This is a genomic window from Leclercia sp. UBA1284, assembly GCF_002308415.1.
Lineage (GTDB): Bacteria > Pseudomonadota > Gammaproteobacteria > Enterobacterales > Enterobacteriaceae > Enterobacter > Enterobacter pneumoniae.
Genome location: NZ_DBUS01000006.1, coordinates 350,842 through 372,751, shown reverse-complemented (window position 1 = coordinate 372,751; position 21,910 = coordinate 350,842). Strand labels below are relative to the sequence as shown.

Below are 21,910 nucleotides of genomic sequence, written 5' to 3'. Positions count from 1 at the left end.
CGGCGGTGCGTAACCGACGTGAAGGTGGAGGCGTAGGCCTTACACGGACGGCTTTCGTTACAAGGCCTGCTAAATATCGCTGATCTCCCCTTTAGTAGTGGATTTATTGATTTTGGTCAGCAATATTGGGCCATTATTTCGGCACATTTTTACACCTTATGATTCTTACTACTTTTATCCATACGCTCTGGGCGTCGGGGACAGGGGAAAACATGCTAACCGTTATTGAGCTTCTTATCGGCGTGGTCGTCATTGTTGGCGTCGCGCGCTATATCATCAAAGGCTACTCAGCCACCGGCGTGTTGTTCGTGGGGGGCCTGGCCCTGCTGATCGTCAGCGCGCTGATGGGCCATCAGGTTTTACCTGCCAGTGCGGAAAGCACCGGTTACACCGCGACTGATATTGTTGAGTACATCAAAATCCTCCTGATGAGTCGCGGCGGCGACCTCGGCATGATGATCATGATGTTATGCGGTTTTGCCGCTTACATGACGCACATCGGTGCCAACGACATGGTCGTGAAGCTGGCCTCAAAACCGCTTCAATACATCAACTCTCCTTATATGTTGATGATTGCTGCCTATTTCGTGGCTTGCCTGATGTCGCTGGCAGTTTCATCGGCCACCGGTCTGGGCGTGCTACTGATGGCAACGCTGTTCCCGGTAATGGTAAACGTGGGGATCAGTCGTGGCGCCGCCGCGGCGATTTGCGCCTCCCCCGCAGCCATTATTCTCTCCCCTACATCCGGAGATGTGGTGCTCGCAGCGAAAGCCGCAGAAATGCCGCTGATTGATTTTGCCTTTAAAACGACCCTGCCCATCTCCATTGCAGCCATTATTGGTATGGCTATCGCGCACTTCTTCTGGCAGCGCTATCTCGATAAAAAAGAGAACATCTCTCACGAAATGATGGATGTGAACGAGATCACCACCACGGCACCGTCGTTTTATGCCATCCTGCCGTTTACACCCATTGTGGGCGTCCTGATTTTCGACGGCAAATGGGGCCCACAGCTGCATATCATCACCATCCTGGTTATCTGTATGCTGGTGGCCGCCGTGCTGGAATTCGTACGAGGTTTTAATATCCAGAAAGTCTTTAGCGGTCTCGACGTTGCATGGCGCGGTATGGCCGATGCCTTTGCCAACGTAGTGATGCTGCTGGTGGCAGCCGGGGTCTTCGCCCAGGGGCTGAGCACCATAGGCTTTATTCAGAGCCTGATCTCTATCGCCACCTCGTTTGGCTCGGCAAGCATTATCCTGATGCTGGTGCTGGTGGTACTGACCATGCTGGCCGCGATGACCACTGGCTCCGGCAATGCTCCTTTTTATGCGTTTGTCGAAATGATTCCAAAACTGGCGCACTCATCGGGGATTAACCCAGCCTATCTCTCGATCCCGATGTTGCAGGCCTCCAATCTTGGCCGTACCATCTCTCCCGTCTCTGGTGTGGTGGTTGCCGTTGCCGGTATGGCAAAAATTTCGCCTTTCGAAGTGGTAAAACGCACCTCAGTTCCGGTACTGGTGGGGCTAGTGATTGTGATTGTCGCCACCGAGATTCTGGTGCCCGGCACCGCAGCAGGTTAACCTGCCGCTCAGCAAAAAGCGCCGTCTGGCGCTTTTTGTGTTTTAATTACGGCAAGTAATTATTTGCTTTCAACTATCAGGAATTGACATGTTCAGGAAGGATTTCGTTTACCGTCTCAGCGCCGCCGCCGTGGCGATGTTTGCCTGCGCCGCACAAGCTACGCCACTGAAGGCAACCCAGTACGGGGATTTTGACCGCTACGTGCTGGCATTGTCGTGGCAGTCGGGATTCTGTCAGAGCCTGCACGACAGAAAGAGCGCCGAGCCGGACGAGTGTCGCCTGCAAAAAGAGAGCACGGACAAAACTGCGGTCCTGACGATCCATGGCCTGTGGCCGGGTCTGCCGAAGTCGGTTGCTGCGCGTGGTGTGGATGAACGCCGCTGGATGCGCTTCGGCTGCGCGACTCGCCCGATTCCTAACATGCCGGAAGCCAAAGCGGGGATGAAATGCGCCGCGGCAGAAACGGGTTTATCACTTACAGGGGCCGCAAAGCTGAGCGAGTCCATGCCGGGCGCAGGAGGGAACTCCTGCCTTGAACGGTATGAATATGCGAAGCACGGCGTCTGTTTTGGATTCGATCCTGACGCCTATTTTGGCACTATGGTGCGGATGAATCAGGAGGTCAAAAGCAGCCCTCTGGGACAGTTCCTCGCCGCCAATTATGGCAAAACCATCAGCCGCAGCGCTTTTGATGCGGCCGTGGCCCAAAGCTTTGGCAAGCCAGCGGTAAAAGCCGTAAAGCTCACCTGTAACGGCAACCCTGCCTATCTCACCGAGATGCAAATCTCGCTGCAGGCCAGCCAGATTAACGCGCCGCTTGCGGCCTCATCCTTTGCCCCACAGCCGCATCCGGGCAACTGTGGGAAAAAGTTTGTTCTCGATAAAGTAGGATATTAAGCGCTTACTTACGCGCGTCCGGGCGCACCAGGTCAAAACGCTGGTCTTCGCTTATTGCAAAGTAAGCACTCGGTCCACCGGCGCGGAGCACAGGCTCCGCCCGTGCCGTCTGATAAATACCGTCCTGCAGTAGCGCTTCATCGATATGAATCCCCACCACCTCCCCCAGTACCAGCCAGGTGTCAATGGCTTCGCCATTCGCGGCGGTGAGTTGAATACATTGTGACAAGCGACATTCGAAGTTCACCGGGCTTTCAGCCACTCGTGGTACCTGTACAACCCGGCTTTCAGCCTTGGTCAGCCCGGCACGAATAAACTCATCCTCACCGTGCGGCAGGCTGGCGGATGTTTCGTTCATCGCGCTGGCCAGCGTGCGGGTCGTAAGATTCCAGACAAACTCGCCGGTCTCAACGATGTTACGCACGCTGTCCTTCCAGCCACTGCTGGCAAAGCCAATAATGGGCGGATGGTAGTTAAAGCAGTTAAAGAAGCTGTAGGGTGCCAGGTTGTGTTGCCCTGACGCATTACGAGAGGCGATCCAGCCAATCGGACGCGGGCCAATGATGGCATTCAGCGGGTCATGCGGCAGGCCGTGCCCCTGTGAAGGTTGGTAAAAGTACATAGCGCTCTCTGAACAGTATGGAGACTGGCAGGGCGTAAATTGCGCTTCGCTCATTCCCCTGCCCCCAGGAGAATCAGCGTAACGCAATCTGTTAGATTTTACGACGTTATCACCCGGGCAGGCCGTCTTCTGTCTGCCTGAGTCGCCCCATCCGGGCGCTTAAAAACTATAATGCAAAACGGCGAAGGATCACGCGACGGGGCTTAAAATCATACAAACGACTCAGGGAGACGGGTTATGAACAATCACCTCTGTGAATGTGCGCTTGATCACTTCAAACATGGCGCCAGAGTCAGTATTATCATCAGACGATAAACCCTCGCTGCCAGACGGCGAGGGTTTTCTTTTGGGATCTTTTCTGCGGTTGTCGCAGCATTAACGACATGGAGTAAATTATGTCACGACCAACAATCATCATTAATGAACTCGATGCTGAACGTATCGACCGCCTGTTAGAGCAGCCGGCGTTTGCTTCCCTGCCCGTTGCTGATGCCCTCAATGCCGAGCTGGATCGCGCCCAGATGTGCACGCCGCAAAATATGCCGCATGATGTGGTGACGATGAACAGCAAGGTAAAGTTTCGCGATTTGACCACCGGGGAAGTGCGTGTCCGCACCCTGGTCTATCCCGCGCAGATGACCGACAGCGCGACCCAGCTTTCGGTGCTGGCTCCGGTTGGCGCAGCGCTGATTGGTTTACGCGCCGGAGATACCATCAACTGGGCGTTACCTGGTGGCACATCGACGCATCTGGAGGTGCTGGAACTGCTCTGGCAACCTGAAGCGGCCGGTGAATACCTGCGTTAACCTTTCTGAATAAGCGTCCCGACGCTTTGCACAGAGGATGCCCGCGCATCCTCTTTCCGCAAAATCATACTTTCGTGCTATTGAGCGTAAATTCCCGTTAATCCAGGCTTAATTTGTTTCAGTGCCGCGGGGACGGTCATGAACGAAGGGCTTGTTATCTCACTCTTTTTCCTGGTGTTAATGGCAGTCATTATTATGGCTGTGCTTTATCTTGAACGGCACTGGTAACCTATCACCGTAAATTCCCCGCTCCCGGTTAACTCTTTTTTCCCGCCTCTTTTCTGCCTGAAAGATTTATTCAGACGATATTAAAAGTGCCACCCGCCTGGCAGAAACGGACATTCTCTTGTGATTGAATGGATAGTGCGTTAATTAACAGGGAGAAAGTCGCATGTATCAGACAATTATTATGCCGGTGGATGTTTTTGAAATGGAACTGAGTGATAAAGCGATTCGCCACGCCGAATTCCTGGCACAACAGGATGGCATCATTCATTTACTGCATGTCCTGCCCGGATCATCCAGCTTCGGCCTGCATCGTTTCGCCGCGGACATTCGCCGCTTCGAAGAGCACATTGAGCACGAAGCACAAACGCGCCTGAAAACCATGGTCAGCCATTTCAGCATTGACCCGTCCAGGATCAGAACGCACGTCTGTTTTGGTAATGTGCGCGATGTGGTTAATGAAGTCGCCAGCGAACTCAATGCCGATGTGGTGGTGATTGGCTCGCGCAACCCCTCAATTTCCACCCACCTGCTGGGTTCGAACGCGTCAAGCGTCATCCGCCACGCCTTTATTCCGGTGTTTGTCGTCAGGTAAAAAAAGAGGCTACCCTGGGGGTAGCCTCTTCATTTTGCAGGTGTAGTCTTACTTTTTTTTATGCCGTCCTGGTGCGAATCAGATAATCAAACGAACTCAGTGACGCCTTCGCCCCTTCGCCGGTAGCGATGATGATCTGTTTGTACGGTACGGTGGTGCAGTCGCCCGCTGCGAACACGCCCTTCACGCTGGTTTCGCATTTCGCGTCAATGATGATTTCGCCCATGCGATTACGCTCAATGGCGCCTTCCAGCCAGTTAGTGTTTGGCAACAGCCCAATCTGCACGAAGATCCCCGACAGCTGTACGCCGTGCACATCACCGCTCACGCGGTCGCGGTATTCCAGACCTGTCACTTTACTACCGTCGCCCTTCACTTCCGTCGTCTGCGCATTCAGAACGATATCGACGTTTTTCAGGCTACGCACTTTATCCTGCAGGACCTGGTCCGCTTTCATTTCAGGGGCAAACTCCAGCAGCGTAACGTGTTCAACGATACCCGCCAGGTCGATAGCCGCTTCCACGCCGGAGTTACCGCCGCCGATCACCGCCACGCGTTTACCTTTAAACAGCGGGCCGTCGCAGTGTGGGCAATAGGTCACGCCTTTGGTGCGATAGTGATCTTCACCCGGCACGTTCATGTTGCGCCATTTGGCACCGGTTGCAATGATGATGCTGCGTGCTTTCAGCACCGCGCCGGAGGCGGTTTCAATCTGGTGTAACCCGCCTTCTACCGCTGCCGGAACCAGTTTGCTGGCGCTCTGGCTGTCAATCACGTCCACTTCGTAATCGCTAACGTGCGCTTTCAGGGCACCGGCCAGCTTCTGGCCTTCGGTTTTCGGCACAGAGATATAGTTTTCAATATCCACGGTGTCGAGCACCTGGCCGCCAAAACGCTCGCCCATCAGACCGGTACGAATACCTTTACGTGCCGAGTAGACCGCCGCTGCCGCACCTGCCGGGCCAGAGCCCACGATCAGTACGTCGTAAGCATCGCGTTTGTTCAGCTCGTCTGCTGCGCGTTTTTCCGCGCCGGTATCCACTTTCGCCACGATTTCAGCCAGCGTCATACGGCCCTGACCAAACTCTTTACCGTTCATAAAGACCGCGGGAACGCCCATTACGTTACGTTCGGTGATCTCATTCTGATACACGCCGCCGTCGATAGCCGTGTGTTTGATACGCGGATTCAGCACCGACATCAGGTTCAGCGCCTGCACAACGTCAGGGCAGTTATGGCAAGAGAGCGAGTAATAGGTTTCGAACTCGAAATCACCGTCGATATCGCGGATCTGCTCCAGCAGCGCCTGCGCCTCTTTGGACGGATGCCCACCGGTCCACAGCAACGCCAGTACCAGGGAGGTAAATTCGTGGCCCAGTGGAGAACCGGCGAAGCGAGGCCCCTGTACAGAGCCAGGGTTAGTAATCAGGAAAGAGGGCTTACGCACAGGCAGCGCGTTATCTTCCTTAAAGGTCACTTTCGGTGACAGTTCAGCAATCTCTGCCAGCAGTTCCTTGATCTCTGCCGATTTAGCGCTGTCATCCAGCGTAGCAATCAGCTCAACAGGTTTGGTCAGTTTTTCAAGGTAAGCCTTGAGCTGGGTTTTCATATTTGTGTCGAGCATTGTTCTTCCCTCTCTTAAAACGTCATCATGCAAGCCGCCTTAATTGGGCCGCCTGAATGCAACTTGCATCATGGTGCTGAAATAAATGGGCGCGGGCGCGCCCATTGATGAACGGGTAGTAAAACTTAGATTTTACCAACCAGATCTAAAGATGGAGCCAGGGTCGCTTCGCCTTCTTTCCATTTCGCCGGGCATACTTCGCCTGGGTGAGAAGCAACGTACTGAGCCGCTTTCACTTTACGCAGCAGGTCAGACGCATCACGGCCGATACCTTCAGCGGTAACTTCGATTGCCTGGATGATGCCCTGCGGGTCAACAACGAAGGTTGCACGATCTGCCAGACCTTCGTCTTCACGCATGTTGTCGAAGTTACGGGTCAGGGCGCCAGTCGGGTCACCGATCATCGCGTATTTGATTTTCGCGATGGTTTCAGAGCTACCGTGCCATGCTTTGTGGGTGAAGTGGGTGTCAGTAGAGACAGAGTAAACATCCACGCCCAGTTTCTGCAGCTCTTCATAGTGGTCTGCAACGTCGCCCAGTTCGGTCGGGCAAACGAAAGTAAAGTCAGCCGGGTAGAAGAAGAAGACGCTCCAGCGACCTTCGGTATCTTTCTCGGTTACTTCAATGAACTCACCGTTTTTGAACGCCTGGTTTTTGAAAGGTTTAATTTTAGTGTTAATCAAAGACATCTGTACTTCCTCCGTGTTTTCGTTGAGGTGTAAGGTAACCAACTTTGCTCATCGGGGCTAATGGGTAGGCGTTATCAAATCAATCAGCCATACCTAACAACCCACATGAAACCGGTTATCAACCCTTAAACGTAAAAAGGCCGCCTTTACGGGCGGCCCTGATACCTGAAATACCCGTGGGTAACTTCAGTGCCAGCCGAAGCTGGCGATGTGTTGCGCTCTACATTACCTTTAGCAAGGTCGTAACAGCGCTATGGATTACACCATCCTGTATGATAAAGGACAATTACCCGGCACCGCACTTGTGCCTATGGTTGCGATAGGTTTTGTCGAATCAGATGCCTGGCCTCTGATATATAAGGATTTTTATGTTGAAACGTACCCTTTTACTCTCTCTCATTCCCGCTCTGGTGCAGGCTGAGGAGTTGCCCGCCCCTGTTAAAGCTATTGAAAAACAGGGTATCACCATTATCAAACCCTTCGAGGCACCCGGCGGTGTTAAGGGTTGGCTGGGCAAATATCAGGATATGGGGGTCACCATCTACCTGACCCCAGACGGCAAGCATGCTATATCCGGGTACATGTACGATGATAAAGGAACCAACCTTAGCGAAAAGGTGATTCAGAAAGAGATCTATGCGCCCGCCGGCCGCGAGCTGTGGCAGCGCATGGAGAAAGCACAGTGGCTCCTGGAGGGGGATAAAGCGGCACCGCGCGTTATCTATGTCTTCGCCGATCCGTTCTGCCCTTACTGCAAACAGTTCTGGCAGCAAGCACAGCCCTGGGTGAAGGCAGGAAAAGTACAACTTCGTACGTTGCTGGTTGGCGTCATCAAACCCGAAAGCAAAGCCACTGCTGCGGCCATTCTGGCGGCGAAAGATCCGGCCAAAGTCTGGAATGAGTATGAAAGCTCAGGCGGCAAATTGTCGTTAGATGTCCCCTCTTCCCCCTCTGCTGAACATCTTAAAACGCTGAAGGATCATGAGGCCATTATGGATGCCCTCGGGGCAAACGCCACGCCCGCCATTTATTACATGAACAGCGACAACGAATTACAACAAGTGACCGGGCTGCCCGAAAAAGAACAATTGGATATGATGATGGGTAAACAATAATGTTACCCGGTGGCGGCCATTTCTCTCCGCCACCACCCCTTTCGTGGATAATTTAATAAAAATCTTCGTCTCGAATAAATCCACAGGCATGATATATTTAGTTCACGTTCAAACGTAATTAAGCTAGTCATTGAAATGGATTGTAAATGGCTAAATTAAATCTATAGCTATCATTTATACGAAAAGCGCTATCGGCACAGCTACATCAGGAAGAAACATGGCTAACCTTTATGATCTGAAGAAATTTGACCTTAACCTGCTGGTGATATTTGAGTGCATTTATCAGCATCTGAGTATAAGCAAAGCGGCAGAAACGCTTTTTATTACCCCTTCGGCGGTCAGTCAGTCATTACAGCGGTTGCGCAATCAACTCAACGATCCGCTTTTTATTCGCTCGGGTAAAGGTATTACGCCCACGACGGTTGGCACCAATCTGCATATCCATCTGGAACAGAATCTTAACCAGCTGGAGCAGACCATTAATATCATGCACAACAGTAAGTTGAAGAAAAACTTCATCATCTACTGTCCGCAAATAATTACCACTAAAGTGATTATGGAGCCGCTAAAGCTGCTGATAGGCGAACATAATTATGAAATTGAACTGCATGACATGATGGTGACGCGTGAGTCGGCTGAAGATTTACTGGCCTACCGAAAAGCCGACCTGATCTTCTCCTTCACGCCGTTACAAAACCGGTCGATTACCTGTACCGATTTCAGAGAGATACCCTTCGTTCTGTTCTGCCGAAAAGATCATCCGCGTATTGGAGAGGCCCCGGAGCGCGAAAGCTTGCTGCAGGAGAAATTCACCGCCTTTTTAAGCGAGGAGCCAGGAGTTAAAAACTTCCAGTCAACCATTTCGGAAGCGCTCCCGGATCGCAATGTCGCTTTTCGTAGCGACTCCTATATGACGATACTCTCTATGGTTAGCACTTCGGATATGATTGGCATCGCCCCGGAAATTGTATATCAGCGATATGCCGACTTTCTTGAATTGAGAGCGATCAATGCTGATTTTGAGCTGCCGCGACTGAAAATACATATGATGTATAACCGTTCCGCATTGAACAGCAACAGCTTCTCCCATTTTATTGCGCAAATTAGTCCATAAAAATAATCGATTCTGATCGGGTATTACACCGGGATCAGAATCGCATTATTTTATCTACGTTTTACAAAGTATTTAATCGTTCTGCGGCGGCCAGAAGCGTTGACTCCTGCTTGGCAAAACAGAGTCGAATAAGCTTATGTGGGAAGGGCCCGGCACAAAATACTGAGAGCGGAATGGCGGCCACGCCCACCTCTTTTGTCAGCCACTGACAGAAACTCACGTCATCGAGATCGGAGATGGCGCTATAGTCAGCGAGCAAGAAATAGGTACCCTCGCAGGGCAATAGCTTCAGACGGCTATTGCCGAGGGCGTTAACAAAACAGTCCCGACGCGTCCGGTAAAACGCCGGTAATTCGCGATAATGACCCGGTTCGGCGCGCAGCATATCTGCCAGCGCCAGCTGAGCCGGGGTATTAACCGAAAAGGTCAGGTACTGATGCACCTTGCGCAACTCGGCGGTGATGGCCGCCGGCGCCACACAGTAACCTACTTTCCAGCCGGTCATGTGATAGGTTTTGCCAAAGGACGATACCGCAATGGCGCGCTGGCGCAGCTGCGGATGGCACAGCACGCTGGCATGTCCCTCTTCGGCGAAGCAGATATGCTCATAGACTTCATCGCTCAGCACGTAGATTTCATGATCGGCAATCGCCTGCCACAGGGCGGCGAAATCGGCCTTGCGCCATACCGTGGCTGACGGATTATGCGGCGTATTCAGGATCACTAAACGTGTTTTGTCACTCAACAAAGCTGCAAAGGCCTGCCAGTCCGGGCGAAAGTGTGGCGGCTGCAGCGCAATGCGTTTCACGACCCCACCAGCCAGTTCAATCGCGGGCGCGTAGCTGTCGTAGCTCGGGTCAAAGCAGATCACCTCATCACCGGCGCGTACCAGCGCAGTAATGGCCGCATATAACGCTTCGGTCGCGCCGGCGGTAACCGTCACTTCTGTATTCGCATCTGGTGTGTAGCCGTAGAGCTCGGCCGTTTTATCGGCAATGGCTTCGCGCAGAGGCTGAACGCCGGTCATCGGCGCATATTGATTTGCGCCGGCGGCAACGTGATGCGCCAGCCGAGCCTGCAAATAGCCCGGGCCATCGAAATCCGGAAACCCCTGCGAAAGATTAATGGCGTTGTGCTGCTGAGCCAGAGCGCTCATTTGCGTGAAGATGGTGGTGCCAAGATTGGGTAGTTTGCTCTCTGGAATCAACGGTTTATCGTTCATTGCGTTATGCCTGCTTGTAATACTTATGTTGCTGCCACTATAACACGATGTTAGTCTTTAGCAATCAAGACGCTTAGACGTCTATATAAGATAACGCTTCCTGACTGACAGACAGAGGTAGAACGGATATGACAGAAAACCTGCAACTTACTCAACTGGTCGACGCCTGCCGCTGGATTGGCGCCAAAGGCTGGGCGCCTGCCACGGGTGGCAATATGTCTGTCCGTCAGGACGCGCAGTTTTGCTGGCTTAGCGAATCGGGCAAAGATAAAGGCAGCCTGACCGAACAAGACTTTCTGCAAGTAGAGATCGCGACGAACCGTGCCCCTTCCGGGCGTAAGCCGTCGGCGGAAACAGGTCTGCATACCTTAATCTACCGTCTGTTTCCTGATGCCAACGCCGTGCTACATGTCCATACGGTGAATGCCACCGTGCTGTCACGTCTCGTCAAAACGGCAGAGCTGAAGATCAGCGGTTTTGAAATGCAGAAATCCCTGACCGGCCAGACCACGCATCTGGATACGCTGGCCATCGCCGTATTCGATAACGATCAGGATATTGATGCCCTCGCCTCGCGAATCGCCCACTACGCACAAGAGCGCCCTCTTAATTATGGTTTTCTTCTGCGCGGCCATGGCTTAACCTGCTGGGGACGCGACGTGGCTGAGGCCCGTCGTCACCTGGAAGGTCTTGAATTCTTATTTGAATGTGAAATGCGTTTACGCCAACTGGAGAGAGTATGATTCGCGCGATTGTGACGGATATTGAAGGGACGACCACTGATATTCGTTTTGTCCATAATGTGTTATTCCCCTACGCGCGTGAGCGGCTGACAGCGTTTGTCGCAGCCCAGCAATACGCCGAGCCGGTGAAATCCATTCTGGATAATCTACGCGATGAAATCGGCGCACCGCAGGCCAGCGCCAGCGAGCTAACGGACGCGCTGTTGCAGTTTATGGATGAAGACCGCAAATCCACCGCGTTAAAAGCGTTGCAAGGGATCATCTGGCACGACGGTTACGTTAACGGTGATTTTACCGGCCACCTCTACCCCGACGTGCTGCCGTCGCTGGAGAAATGGAAAGCTCAGGGCATTGATCTCTATGTCTATTCCTCAGGCTCTGTTGCTGCGCAAAAACTGTTATTTGGCTACAGCGATGAGGGCGATATTACGCATCTCTTCAGCGGCTATTTTGATACCCATGTGGGCGCTAAGCGCGACGTTCAGTCTTATCAGAACATCGCGGCGCAGATTAGCGTTGCACCGTCGCAAATCCTTTTCCTGTCCGATATACATCAGGAGCTGGACGCCGCTGAGCAGGCCGGTTTTCGCACCCTGCAACTGATTCGCGGCGATGACGACGGCGCGAGCCATCACCATCAGGTGCACCAGTTTGACGACATTAACCCGGAGCAGATCCCTTCATGAGCGCATTAACGATTTATTCTGATAAAGACGCGAGCCAGCCGCAGTGGCACAGCACCGATGCCGCCGAAATTGCCGAACAGCTCAACGCCAAAGGTGTGCGGTTTGGACGCTGGGCGGCGGATCGTGATTTAGGCCAGGATCCGGCACCGGAGGCGGTGATCAACGCCTATCAGCATGCGATCGATAAACTGGTGACAGAGAAAGGCTACCAGAGCTGGGATGTGATCAGCCTGCGCGCCGACAACCCGCAAAAAGAGGCGCTGCGTGCGAAGTTCCTCAACGAACACACCCATGGCGAAGACGAAGTGCGTTTCTTCGTCGAGGGCGCAGGGCTGTTCTGCCTGCACATCGGGGATCGGGTGTATCAGGTGTTGTGTGAGAAAAACGATCTGATCTCGGTGCCTGCCGGCACGCCGCACTGGTTTGATATGGGTTCGGAGCCGAACTTTACCGCCATTCGTATTTTCGATAATCCCGAAGGCTGGATCGCACAGTTTACGGGCGATGCAATTGCTGACGGCTATCCACGCCTCGCATGATATCTCCCCCTCTCCCTTCCGGGGAGAGGGGGCTTAAAAGCACTACCGCTTCAGTTCCTTCGAAGACTCAGGAAAATTTCCCTTCTGCCACCTGCTGCGGCGTAACCACGCCCGTATCCAGCACCCAACCGCTAATCAAAGCTGCTGGCGTCACGTCAAACGCCGGGTTGTAAACCTGCGCATCCGTGGGGGCCCACTGGACTTCGCCAAAGCTCCCCGCCACGCCCGTGACTTCGCTGGCGGCGCGCTGTTCAATCGGGATCGCGTCGCCGTTTGGGCAGTGCGGATCCAGCGTCGTTTGCGGCGCGGCAACGTAAAACGGAATCCCATGAAACTTCGCCAGTACCGCCAGGGAGTAAGTGCCGATTTTATTCGCCACGTCGCCATTGGCGGCAATGCGGTCAGCCCCCACCCAGACGGCATCCACCTGCCCTTTCGCCATCAGACTGGCGGCCATTGAATCGGTGATCAGTTGGTAAGGCACCCCTAATTCACCCAGTTCCCACGCCGTCAGTCTGCCGCCCTGCAATAATGGACGGGTCTCATCCACCCAGACGTTACGTACATTGCCCTGCTGGTGCGCCAGCGCAATCACGCCTAGCGCCGTGCCTACGCCCGCCGTTGCCAGCCCGCCGGTATTACAGTGAGTCAACAGACGGCTGCCCGGCTTCACAAGCTGACTGCCTGCGCGGGCAATAGCGTCGCACAGCTGTTTATCTTCGTCGATCAGGCGTAACGCCTCGGTCACCAGCGCTGGCACAAAATTCTCCTGCTGCAACGCCTGCTTCATGCGATCCAGATTATTCATCAGGTTCACCGCCGTTGGCCGCGAGGCGCGCAGCGTCTCAAGCGCCTGCGCCAGCTCATCGCGGTTTTTACCCGCTTCTGCCAGCAGGGCCAACAGCAGGCTGGCTGACAGACCAATCAGCGGCGCGCCGCGTACACGTAAGGCATGAATATGGCCGACCAGCGCCTCTACGCTGGAGGCATCCAGCCATCGTTTCTCCTGCGGAAGCGCCTGTTGATCGAGAATAAATAACTGATTTTCCACCACCCACAGGCTGGTCGTCTGTAATGTCTGCATGTCGTTAATTCTCTGTTGCGTTGTTGTATAACATTGTGTCAGGATAAAATTCAGATGTATAGACGTCTAAATGTCTTAATTACCAGAATCAGTGAGGAACAGGCAATGTCGCAATACCGTACCTTTACCGCTCAGGACGCCGTGGCGTACGCACAACAGTTTGGCGGCCTCGATAACCCGTCATCGCTGGTGGAGGCGAAAGAGGTGGGCGACGGCAATCTCAATCTGGTCTTTAAAATTTTTGATACCGAGGGTGTCAGTCGCATCATCGTGAAACAGGCACTTCCATACGTACGCTGCGTGGGCGAATCCTGGCCATTAACCCTGGATCGCGCGCGTCTTGAGGCAGAAACCCTGGTTGCCCACTATCAACATAGCCCGCAGCACACGGTAAAGATTCACCATTACGATCCGCAACTGGCGGTGATGGTCATGGAAGATCTCTCCAGCCACCGTATCTGGCGCGGTGAATTGATAAAAAATGTGGACTACCCGCAGGCCGCACGCCAGCTTGGGGAGTACCTGGCGCATACCCTGTTCCATACCAGCGATTTCTACCTCCACCCGCACGATAAAAAAGCGCAGGTGGCGAAATTCATCAACCCGGAAATGTGCGAGATCACTGAAGATCTGTTCTTTAACGATCCGTATCAGGTGCACGAGCGCAACAACTATCCGGCTGAGCTGGAAAATGATGTTGCCGCCCTGCGCAACGATGGACAGCTAAAAATTGCCGTAGCCTCCCTGAAACACCGCTTCTTCTCGCAGGCCGAAGCGCTGCTGCATGGGGATATTCACAGCGGCTCGATTTTTGTCGCCGAAGAGAGCCTGAAGGCAATCGATGCCGAGTTTGGCTACTTTGGTCCAATCGGTTTTGACGTGGGCACCGCCATCGGCAACCTGTTGCTGAACTTCTGCGGCCTGCCGGGGCATCTGGGCATTCGTGATGCCGCCGCCGCCCGCGAACAGCGTCTGAAGGATATTCAGACGCTGTGGAATACCTTCGCAGAGCGTTTCCAGGCGCTGGCAAGCGAAAAAACCCGCGATGCCGCCCTGCGTGAACCCGGCTATGCGTCGGAATTTCTCAAAAAGGTCTGGAAGGATGCCATTGGCTTCTGCGGCACCGAGCTGATTCGCCGTAGCGTCGGCCTGTCGCACGTGGCGGATATCGACACCATTCAGGACGAGGCGATGCGCCATGAATGCCTGCGCCATGCCATTCAATTAGGTAAAGCGCTGATTGTCATTGCCGATCGCATCGACAGCGCAGAAGAGCTGGTGGCGCGGGTGCGCCAGTACAGCTGAGTTCTCCCTCTCCCTGTAGAAGAGAGGCCGGTATTTTCTCCCTCTCCCTGTGGGAGAGGGCCGGGGTGAGGGCAGCAACCCGCACTTACCCCAAATACTCAATCACCGACAGCCCACCGTTATAATCGGTGCTGTAGATAATCCCCTGCGCGTCCACAAACACATCACACGACTGGATCACCTGCGGGCGATTCGGTCGTGTATCCATCATCCTCTCAGGCGCCGCCGGAACCAGCGCCCCGGTCTCCAGCGGACGATACGGATTCGAGATATCGTACGCGCGCACCCCAGCGTTCTGGTAGGTGGCAAAAATCAGCGTCGAGCTAACAAAGCTACCTGGCCGGTTCTCGTGCAGGTTGTGTGGACCGAAGTGCGCCCCTTTCGCTACGTAATCTCTCTCATCCGGCTGCGGGAAGGTGGCAATACTGACCGGGTTCGACGGCTCGCGGATATCAAAAAGCCAGATGAGCTTCTCACCATCCTCCTGATTGTCGAGTACCGCTTCGTCCAACACCACCAGCAGATCCCGGTCCGGCAACGGCAACGCCGTGTGCGTACCGCCGCCAAACGGCGGACTCCAGTTGCGATGGCTGATCAGCTTCGGCTGGGTTTTGTCTTTTACGTCCAGTAGCGTCAGTCCGCCGTCGCGCCAGCTTCCGTAGGCGGTATCGCCGGCGATAATCGCGTGGTGTAGCGCATAGCGCTTACCGTCCGGCCACGTTGGCTTCTCGCCTTCAGCCTGGTTCATGCCCGGCAACCACCAGCGCCCCGCCACCTCTGGCCTGCGCGGATCCGCCAGATCGATGGTAAGAAATATGTAATCGGTAAAACCGTCGATCAGCGCCGAAACATAAGCCCAGCGTCCACCCACATACCAGATGCGGTGAATACCGATACCGTTCAGCGACAAAAAGCCAATTTCACGTGGTTTGTAAGGGGTCGAAATATCAAACACACGCAGCCCGGCGCTCCAGCCTTTGTCCTGCACGTCACTAACGGTCTCCCCCACCTGTCGGGTGTAGTAGACCTTCTCGTCTGCGAAGCGGGCATCGGCAAAGAGATCCCGGGCATTGATCACCAGCAGCAGATCGTCATGCGCCTGCAGGTGGACATTCCAGGTGCCGGGTGGTGCGGGCACATACCCGGCCGCGCGAGGATTTTTGGGATCGCGCACATCCACAATCGAAAAACCCTGCGACACCATATGTCCAATATAGGCAAAGCCACGGTGCACCATCAGCTGCACCCCGTCCGGGCGGCCGCCCTGATCGCTATGGCCAATCAGCCGCATATTGCGGCTGTATTCAGGCGTGGGAAGCGTACTCATTTATTTTTGGCTTCGAGCGTAGCAAACCACGGGGCGATGAAGTCCTGGGTCTGGCCCCAGCCTGGAATGATTTTGCCAAGCGATGCCACGTTAACTGCCCCAGGCTGCGCCGTCAGCAGCGCCTGAGGGATGGCGGCCGCTTTAAAGTCATAGGTTGCTGGCGTGGTTTCCCCGGCAATCTTGTTGGCAATCAGCCGCACGTTGGTAGCACCAATCAGCTTCGGATCCACCGCCACGCTCACTTTCCACGGGCTGCCGGATTCACGCATCAATTGCAGATCCTGGTTGGAGATATCAATGCTATAGAGTTTGATCTCCGTGCGACCGTTCTCTTTCAGGGCTTTGTAGGCTCCCTGACTAAAGGCGTCCCAGGTGCCCCAGATAGCGTCGATCTGCCCTTTCGGGTATTTCGCCAGCACGGCGCCGACTTTGTTGGCGGTGTCGCCCTGCACGTCAGACGAGACCGCGCCGATAGATTCGAGCTCTTTAATGCCCGGATACTGCTTCTGTAATTCCTGGTACGCCGCCTGACGACGCTCCATCGGCGGGAAGCCAGCGACCCACAGCTTAATGATATTGGCTTTGCCGTTGAAATCTTTCGCCAGCTGGCCGAAGGAGAGATGGGTCAGGGAGGCATCATCCTGCTGCGTGACGGTCACGCCCGGGATATCGCCCTTTACGGCGGTGTCGAACACCGACACTTTTATGCCGGCATCTACCGCTTTTTTCACCAGCGCCGTGGAGTACGGGTCACGCCCCTGGGAGAGAATAATGCCGTCATATTTCTGGCTGATGGCCTGGTTAACGAAGTCCTGGAATTTGGCATCGTCACCGTTACTTAAAAAGGTGCTGACTTTGAAGCCGAGCTTTTTCCCTTCCTGAATCGCACCGGAGACAAACTGGGTGGTGTTGTCGTCCGAACCGAGATTACGGATCACCGCGATGCGGATCTGCCCGTCATGGTTAGCAATCGCCGCCGGAACCGGAGCCGGCGTGGCGGCAAAGCCGGGTAAGGCTGCAAGTAATCCCAGTGCCACCAAAGAGCGCGCCATTTTTTTCATTCTGTTATCCCGTTGTGTTGTTGTGAATTATTAGCGTTTTTGTATGTAGGTGATCGCCAGCGCCGCTGCCAGCACCAGCCCTTTTATAATGTCCATGGCGTAATAGGGGACCGAAAGCATCACCAGTCCGTTGGAGAGTACGCCGAGGATCACCGCCCCCACCAGCGTACCCAGTGCGTTGGGTTTACCCGAGCCTGCCAGTGAGAAACCGATCCACGCCGCCGCCACCGCATCCATCAAATAGCCGCCTCCGGCGTTCACCTGTGACGAGCCAATGCGCGAGGCCAGCAGAATACCCCCCAGTCCGGCCAGCAATGAGGCGATGACGTAGGCAGCGACCTTATAGCGGGTCGTACGAATTCCGGATAAACGCGCGGCTTCCGGATTGCCGCCAATGGCGTACATGCGACGGCCGTGGGTCGTGAGTGACAACGCCAGCTGCGCCACCAGGGTCACCACCAGCATGATGATCACGATCGTGGGTACCTGCCCCAGCGAGCCAAAAGCTGCCGGAATCGTCCCTTCCGCCATATCTCCGCTCGGCAGCACCATATTTTCGGTAATCGATCCGCCGTAACTGTATGTCATCGCTACCCCCTGGATCACAAACAGGCTCGCAAGGGTGGCGAGCATGTCCGGAATGCGCAGGATGACGATCAGAAAGGCGTTAAACAGCCCTACCAGCGTACAGAGCGCCAGGGTGATCAGAATCGATTCCGTGGTGCCGAAGCCATGCCAGACAAAGAGCGAAATGACCAGCGCGTTGGCAAGCGAGGCCGTCGAGCCTACCGACAAGTCAAAACCGCCCACGGTCAGGGAGATGGAGACGCCAATGGCAATCACCGTCACAATGGCGATAGATCGTAGGATATTGATAATGTTAAAGGGATCGAGGAAGTTGTCTGATGCGATACCAAATATCGCAATCAAGGCGACAACGGTCAGCAACATGCCCCATTTGTAGAGAAAATCGAATATTTGCTGACGGCCAGACGCCGCCGCATTCACTGAAAGGGCCTTGCTCACGACGCGGTTCCTCCGGTTGAATAGTAAAGTAATGTCTCTTCCCGGGCCTCGGCCCCGGCAATCTCTGCCACGATGCGCCCATCCCATAAGACGCAGATGCGGTCACAAAGCCCGACCAGCTCGGCAAATTCGCCAGAGGCGTAGATCACCCCTTTGCCTTCGCGCGCCAGGCCGTCAATCAGCTGGAAGAGATCGGTTTTGGCTTTCACGTCCACCCCTTTAGTGGGTTCGTCAAAAATGAGCACCTGCGCGTTGCCACGTAACCATTTGCCGATCGCCACCTTCTGCTGGTTGCCACCCGAGAGTCGCCGCAGCACCTGTCCTGGCCCGCGCGCTCGCACACCCACACGGGCGATCACCTCTTCCGCCCAGCGCCATGCCTGGCGATGGCCGAACAGACTCCAGCGAGAGAAGGTGTTATCGGCGCTGACCGCCAGGTTCATGCTCACCGGCTCATCGATAAAGATGCCCTCTTTGCGCCGCTCTTCCGGCACCAGCGCCAGCCCGCGCAGGACCGAATCGGCGGGATCGCGGGGGCGCCAGGCCCGGTTATTCAGTTCACCGCGGTCAACCCGGCTTTTACTGGCGCCGAACAGCGCCTTGCAGAGTTCCGTTTTGCCTGCACCCGCGAGCCCGGCGATACCTAAAATCTCGCCTTTGCGCAGATGCAGAGAGATATCTTTTAGCAGCGCGTCATCATGCAGCCCCTCAATGCGCAGCAAGGTTTCGTCGCTGACGCGCGGGCGCGCAGGCGGGTAAATGTCGCTCAACTCATGGCCGAGCATCTTCTCGACGATCGCTTCGCCGCTCAGGGCCGCCATCGGGCCTGACTCAATCAGCTTGCCGTCACGCAGCACGGTTAAGGTATCGCAAATCGCCTTCAGCTCATGAATGCGGTGGGAGATAAACACCACGCCGATCCCCTGCTGCTGTAAACGGCGCACCACGTTAAAGAGGCGCTCGCTTTCATGCGCATCCAGCGGAGCGGTAGGTTCATCCAGGATCAGGAAACGACAGTGATGCGAGAGGGCGCGCGCCAGCAAGATTTGCTGTTTTTCCGCCAGCGTACAGCTGTCGATAGGGCGGCGTACGTCCAGCTGAACATCCAGCTGAGCCAGCGCCGCTTCCGCCTGTTGGCGCACACTCCGCCAGCGAAAGCGGTGCCCTGGCTGCGCCAGATGATCGAGCATGATATTTTCAGCAATGCTCAAGCCCGGGATCAGCGCGACATCCACCTCCTGCTGTACCAGATGGATCCCCAGCCGTTTGGCATCCAGGGGTTCGCGAATGGTCACCGCCTGGTTATTAATGCTGATTTCGCCCTCGTAATGGTCGTGGGTGCCGCAAAGCACCGCCATCAGCGTGGACTTCCCCGCACCGTTGGCGCCCGTCAGGGCATGCACAGAGCCGCCCATCAGGGTGAAATCGACACGCGACAGCGCCTGAAAGCCCGCAAAGGCCAGGCTGATGCCGCGCATCTCCAGGCGACTTGAAACCATCGGCGTTAAATCCTTCTTTAATATTATGATTTATGGAATTTTTCACAGCTACGGTTGACTGACAACGACGGAAAAGGCATAAGATAAAGCAAAATATTATTAGCCATCCAGATGTCCAGACATAACATCAGGTTAGCATTTCGCAAAAAGGATAACAACATGAGTAACACCGATATTCGCGTCGTTCCGGGTCCGGCCAATTACTTCTCTCACAACGGCAGCCTGCAACGCCTGCACGACTTTTTCACTCCAGAACAGCTCTCCCGGGCGGTCTGGATTTATGGCGAACGTGCCATCGAAGGCGCACGCCCGTTCTTGCCAGAGAGTTTTAACGCTGAGGGGGCAAAGCAGATTCTGTTTAAAGGCCACTGCAGTGAGCGCGACGTTGCAGATCTTGTGAAACAGTCCGGCGACGATCGCAGCGTGGTGATTGGCATTGGCGGCGGTGCGCTGCTGGATACGGTGAAAGCCGTGGCACGACGTCTGGGTCTGCCGGTGGTTGCCATTCCCACCATCGCCGCCACCTGTGCCGCCTGGACGCCGCTCTCGGTCTGGTACAACGACGCAGGTTCCGCCCTGCACTTTGAGATTTTCGACGACGCTAACTTCCTGGTGCTGGTCGAGCCTGACATTATCCTTCATGCCCCGGCGGAGTATCTGCTGGCGGGCATCGGCGACACGCTGGCGAAATGGTACGAGGCGGTGGTGCTGGCCCCGCAGCCTGAAACCCTGCCGTTAACCGTGCGGCTGGGCATCAACGGCGCCCTGGCGATCCGCGATGTGTTACTGGAAAGCAGCGAACAGGCGCTGGCGGACCAGGCGCGCGGTGAGCAGACGCAACGTTTTCGCGATGTGGTTGATGCCATCATTGCGGGTGGCGGGATGGTGGGCGGCCTGGGCGAGCGCTATACCCGCGTCGCGGCAGCGCATGCGGTGCATAACGGGCTGACCGTGCTGCCGCAAACAGACAAATATCTGCACGGCACAAAAGTGGCTTACGGTATTCTGGTGCAGAGCGCCCTGCTCGGCCAGGATGATGTTCTGGCACAGTTGGTGGCGGCCTATCAGCGCTTCAATCTGCCTACCACGCTGCGTGAGCTGGACGTCGATATCAACGATACCGCCGCGCTGGACAAGGTGATCGCCCACACCCTGCGTCCGGTAGAGTCGATTCATTATCTGTCGGTAGCGCTAACCCCTGCGGTTCTGCGCGCGGCGTTTGAGAAGGTCGAATCCTTCCACCGATAGTTGCACAGATTGACTATAACTAATGATGGCTATCACCACTCTCGCAACGAGGTCATCATGCAGATCGATTTAACAGGTAAGAAGGCGCTGGTTACCGGCGCCAGCCGTGGATTAGGTCGTGCCATCGCACTGTCGCTGGCGCGCGCCGGCGCCGATGTGGTTATCACTTACGAAAAATCCGCCGATAAAGCACAGGCCGTGGCGGATGAGATAAAGGGGTTAGGTCGGCACAGCGAGGCGATTCAGGCCGACAGCGCCAACGCGCAGGCGATCCAGGATGCTGTTACTCAGGCGGCTCGTTCCCTTGGCGGGCTGGATATCCTGGTCAACAATGCCGGTATTGCGCGCGGCGGCCCGCTGGAATCGATGACCCTGGCGGATATCGACGCCCTGATCAACGTGAATATTCGCGGCGTGGTGATTGCCATCCAGGAAGCCCTCGTCCATATGTCTGAGGGCGGTCGCATTATCAATATCGGCAGTTGCCTGGCAAACCGCGTCGCCCAGCCGGGCATTGCTGTCTACTCAATGACCAAATCTGCCCTCAACTCTCTGACTCGCGGGCTGGCGCGCGATTTAGGGCCACGCGGCATCACCGTGAATCTTGTCCATCCTGGCCCGACAAACAGTGATATGAACCCGGAGCATGGTGAGCAGGCCGCGTCGCAGCGCCAGCTCATTGCGCTGGGTCACTATGGCCAACCGGAGGATGTCGCCGCCGCGGTCACCTTCCTGGCAAGCACCGCCGCCGGGCAGATCTCAGGAACGGGTCTGGACGTGGATGGAGGGTTGAACGCCTGATCGCACAAGTGATGTAAGCCTCTGTCGCCCGACAGAGGCGCTTGCGAGCCGCTTCGACGTTTCACTTTTTGCCGCTTTTTCTGCTCTCTTCCTCG

General features: G+C 55.3%; 22 protein-coding genes. 13 read left to right on the top strand and 9 right to left on the bottom strand.

Annotation, left to right across the window (positions count from 1 at the left end; genetic code table 11):
- Positions 1-212: 212 nt before the first annotated feature.
- The gene (gene dcuC / locus B3511_RS04955; protein WP_040076592.1) at positions 213-1,586 is read left to right on the top strand and encodes an anaerobic C4-dicarboxylate transporter DcuC; all 1,374 of its coding nucleotides are present in this window, start codon (positions 213-215) and stop codon (positions 1,584-1,586) included.
- An 88-nt stretch (positions 1,587-1,674) separates the two neighbouring features.
- On the top strand, positions 1,675-2,484 hold the full coding sequence (gene rna / locus B3511_RS04950) for a ribonuclease I (protein ID WP_046884304.1): 810 nt from the start codon (positions 1,675-1,677) through the stop codon (positions 2,482-2,484).
- A gap of 4 nt (positions 2,485-2,488) precedes the next feature.
- Here the strand turns inward: rna and B3511_RS04945 are convergent, their stop codons facing one another.
- Positions 2,489-3,106: a flavin reductase family protein gene (locus B3511_RS04945; RefSeq protein WP_040076594.1), complete on the bottom strand. Its 618-nt coding sequence runs from the start codon at positions 3,104-3,106 to the stop codon at positions 2,489-2,491.
- A 395-nt stretch (positions 3,107-3,501) separates the two neighbouring features.
- Here B3511_RS04945 and rnk point away from each other — a divergent pair, with 395 nt between their 5' ends.
- From rnk to uspG, 3 genes are all read left to right on the top strand, one after another.
- Positions 3,502-3,912 (top strand): nucleoside diphosphate kinase regulator, encoded by a 411-nt coding sequence (gene rnk / locus B3511_RS04940; RefSeq protein ID WP_207293208.1) that lies wholly within the window; start codon positions 3,502-3,504, stop codon positions 3,910-3,912.
- Between the two features lie 138 nt (positions 3,913-4,050).
- A complete protein-coding gene (gene yldA, locus B3511_RS20650; protein ID WP_353960801.1) occupies positions 4,051-4,140 on the top strand; it encodes a small membrane protein YldA in 90 nt (29 codons plus the stop codon).
- A 163-nt stretch (positions 4,141-4,303) separates the two neighbouring features.
- A complete protein-coding gene (uspG, locus tag B3511_RS04935) occupies positions 4,304-4,732 on the top strand; it encodes a universal stress protein UspG (protein ID WP_286777667.1) in 429 nt (142 codons plus the stop codon).
- A 58-nt stretch (positions 4,733-4,790) separates the two neighbouring features.
- On the opposite strand, the gene ahpF is transcribed toward uspG, so the two are convergent.
- Positions 4,791-6,356, bottom strand: a complete 1,566-nt coding sequence (gene ahpF / locus B3511_RS04930) for an alkyl hydroperoxide reductase subunit F (RefSeq protein ID WP_046884307.1) — start codon at positions 6,354-6,356, stop codon at positions 4,791-4,793.
- Positions 6,357-6,481: 125 nt separating this feature from the next.
- Positions 6,482-7,045 (bottom strand): alkyl hydroperoxide reductase subunit C, encoded by a 564-nt coding sequence (ahpC, locus tag B3511_RS04925; RefSeq protein ID WP_006818993.1) that lies wholly within the window; start codon positions 7,043-7,045, stop codon positions 6,482-6,484.
- Positions 7,046-7,413: 368 nt separating this feature from the next.
- Here ahpC and dsbG point away from each other — a divergent pair, with 368 nt between their 5' ends.
- Entirely contained in the window at positions 7,414-8,160 is a 747-nt protein-coding gene (gene dsbG / locus B3511_RS04920) for a thiol:disulfide interchange protein DsbG (protein ID WP_286777666.1), read from the top strand.
- A 217-nt stretch (positions 8,161-8,377) separates the two neighbouring features.
- Complete coding sequence (gene citR, locus B3511_RS04915; RefSeq protein ID WP_286777665.1) at positions 8,378-9,274, top strand: DNA-binding transcriptional repressor CitR; 897 nt, start codon at positions 8,378-8,380, stop codon at positions 9,272-9,274.
- 61 nt (positions 9,275-9,335) lie between these two features.
- Here the strand turns inward: citR and B3511_RS04910 are convergent, their stop codons facing one another.
- Entirely contained in the window at positions 9,336-10,496 is a 1,161-nt protein-coding gene (locus B3511_RS04910; RefSeq protein ID WP_046884310.1) for a pyridoxal phosphate-dependent aminotransferase, read from the bottom strand.
- Positions 10,497-10,624: 128 nt separating this feature from the next.
- Between B3511_RS04910 and B3511_RS04905 the strand changes: the two genes are divergently transcribed.
- From B3511_RS04905 to B3511_RS04895, 3 genes are read left to right on the top strand one after another with little or no spacing between them, the layout of a single operon-like run.
- Complete coding sequence (locus tag B3511_RS04905) at positions 10,625-11,239, top strand: methylthioribulose 1-phosphate dehydratase (protein WP_046884311.1); 615 nt, start codon at positions 10,625-10,627, stop codon at positions 11,237-11,239.
- Positions 11,236-11,925 (top strand): acireductone synthase, encoded by a 690-nt coding sequence (mtnC, locus tag B3511_RS04900; RefSeq protein WP_233801195.1) that lies wholly within the window; start codon positions 11,236-11,238, stop codon positions 11,923-11,925. The genes B3511_RS04905 and mtnC overlap by 4 nt, the downstream gene beginning before the upstream one ends.
- Positions 11,922-12,464, top strand: a complete 543-nt coding sequence (locus tag B3511_RS04895) for a 1,2-dihydroxy-3-keto-5-methylthiopentene dioxygenase (RefSeq protein WP_286777664.1) — start codon at positions 11,922-11,924, stop codon at positions 12,462-12,464. The genes mtnC and B3511_RS04895 overlap by 4 nt, the downstream gene beginning before the upstream one ends.
- Positions 12,465-12,531: 67 nt before the next feature.
- Here the strand turns inward: B3511_RS04895 and mtnA are convergent, their stop codons facing one another.
- Positions 12,532-13,548 (bottom strand): S-methyl-5-thioribose-1-phosphate isomerase, encoded by a 1,017-nt coding sequence (gene mtnA / locus B3511_RS04890; RefSeq protein ID WP_286777663.1) that lies wholly within the window; start codon positions 13,546-13,548, stop codon positions 12,532-12,534.
- 105 nt (positions 13,549-13,653) lie between these two features.
- On the opposite strand from mtnA, the gene mtnK reads away from it, so the two are divergent.
- A complete protein-coding gene (gene mtnK / locus B3511_RS04885; protein ID WP_286777662.1) occupies positions 13,654-14,853 on the top strand; it encodes an S-methyl-5-thioribose kinase in 1,200 nt (399 codons plus the stop codon).
- An 85-nt stretch (positions 14,854-14,938) separates the two neighbouring features.
- Here the strand turns inward: mtnK and B3511_RS04880 are convergent, their stop codons facing one another.
- From B3511_RS04880 to B3511_RS04865, 4 genes are read right to left on the bottom strand one after another with little or no spacing between them, the layout of a single operon-like run.
- Positions 14,939-16,180: an LVIVD repeat-containing protein gene (locus B3511_RS04880; RefSeq protein ID WP_286777661.1), complete on the bottom strand. Its 1,242-nt coding sequence runs from the start codon at positions 16,178-16,180 to the stop codon at positions 14,939-14,941.
- On the bottom strand, positions 16,177-17,241 hold the full coding sequence (locus B3511_RS04875; RefSeq protein ID WP_040076607.1) for a sugar ABC transporter substrate-binding protein: 1,065 nt from the start codon (positions 17,239-17,241) through the stop codon (positions 16,177-16,179). Before B3511_RS04875 ends, B3511_RS04880 begins: the two co-directional genes overlap by 4 nt.
- A 30-nt stretch (positions 17,242-17,271) precedes the next feature.
- Positions 17,272-18,267, bottom strand: coding sequence for an ABC transporter permease (locus B3511_RS04870; protein ID WP_046884316.1), 996 nt, complete (start codon positions 18,265-18,267; stop codon positions 17,272-17,274).
- A complete protein-coding gene (locus B3511_RS04865; protein WP_286777660.1) occupies positions 18,264-19,766 on the bottom strand; it encodes a sugar ABC transporter ATP-binding protein in 1,503 nt (500 codons plus the stop codon). The genes B3511_RS04870 and B3511_RS04865 overlap by 4 nt, the downstream gene beginning before the upstream one ends.
- A gap of 159 nt (positions 19,767-19,925) precedes the next feature.
- Between B3511_RS04865 and B3511_RS04860 the strand changes: the two genes are divergently transcribed.
- Complete coding sequence (locus tag B3511_RS04860; protein ID WP_046884318.1) at positions 19,926-21,014, top strand: oxidoreductase; 1,089 nt, start codon at positions 19,926-19,928, stop codon at positions 21,012-21,014.
- A 57-nt stretch (positions 21,015-21,071) separates the two neighbouring features.
- On the top strand, positions 21,072-21,815 hold the full coding sequence (locus tag B3511_RS04855; protein ID WP_286777659.1) for an SDR family NAD(P)-dependent oxidoreductase: 744 nt from the start codon (positions 21,072-21,074) through the stop codon (positions 21,813-21,815).
- Positions 21,816-21,910: the final 95 nt, after the last annotated feature.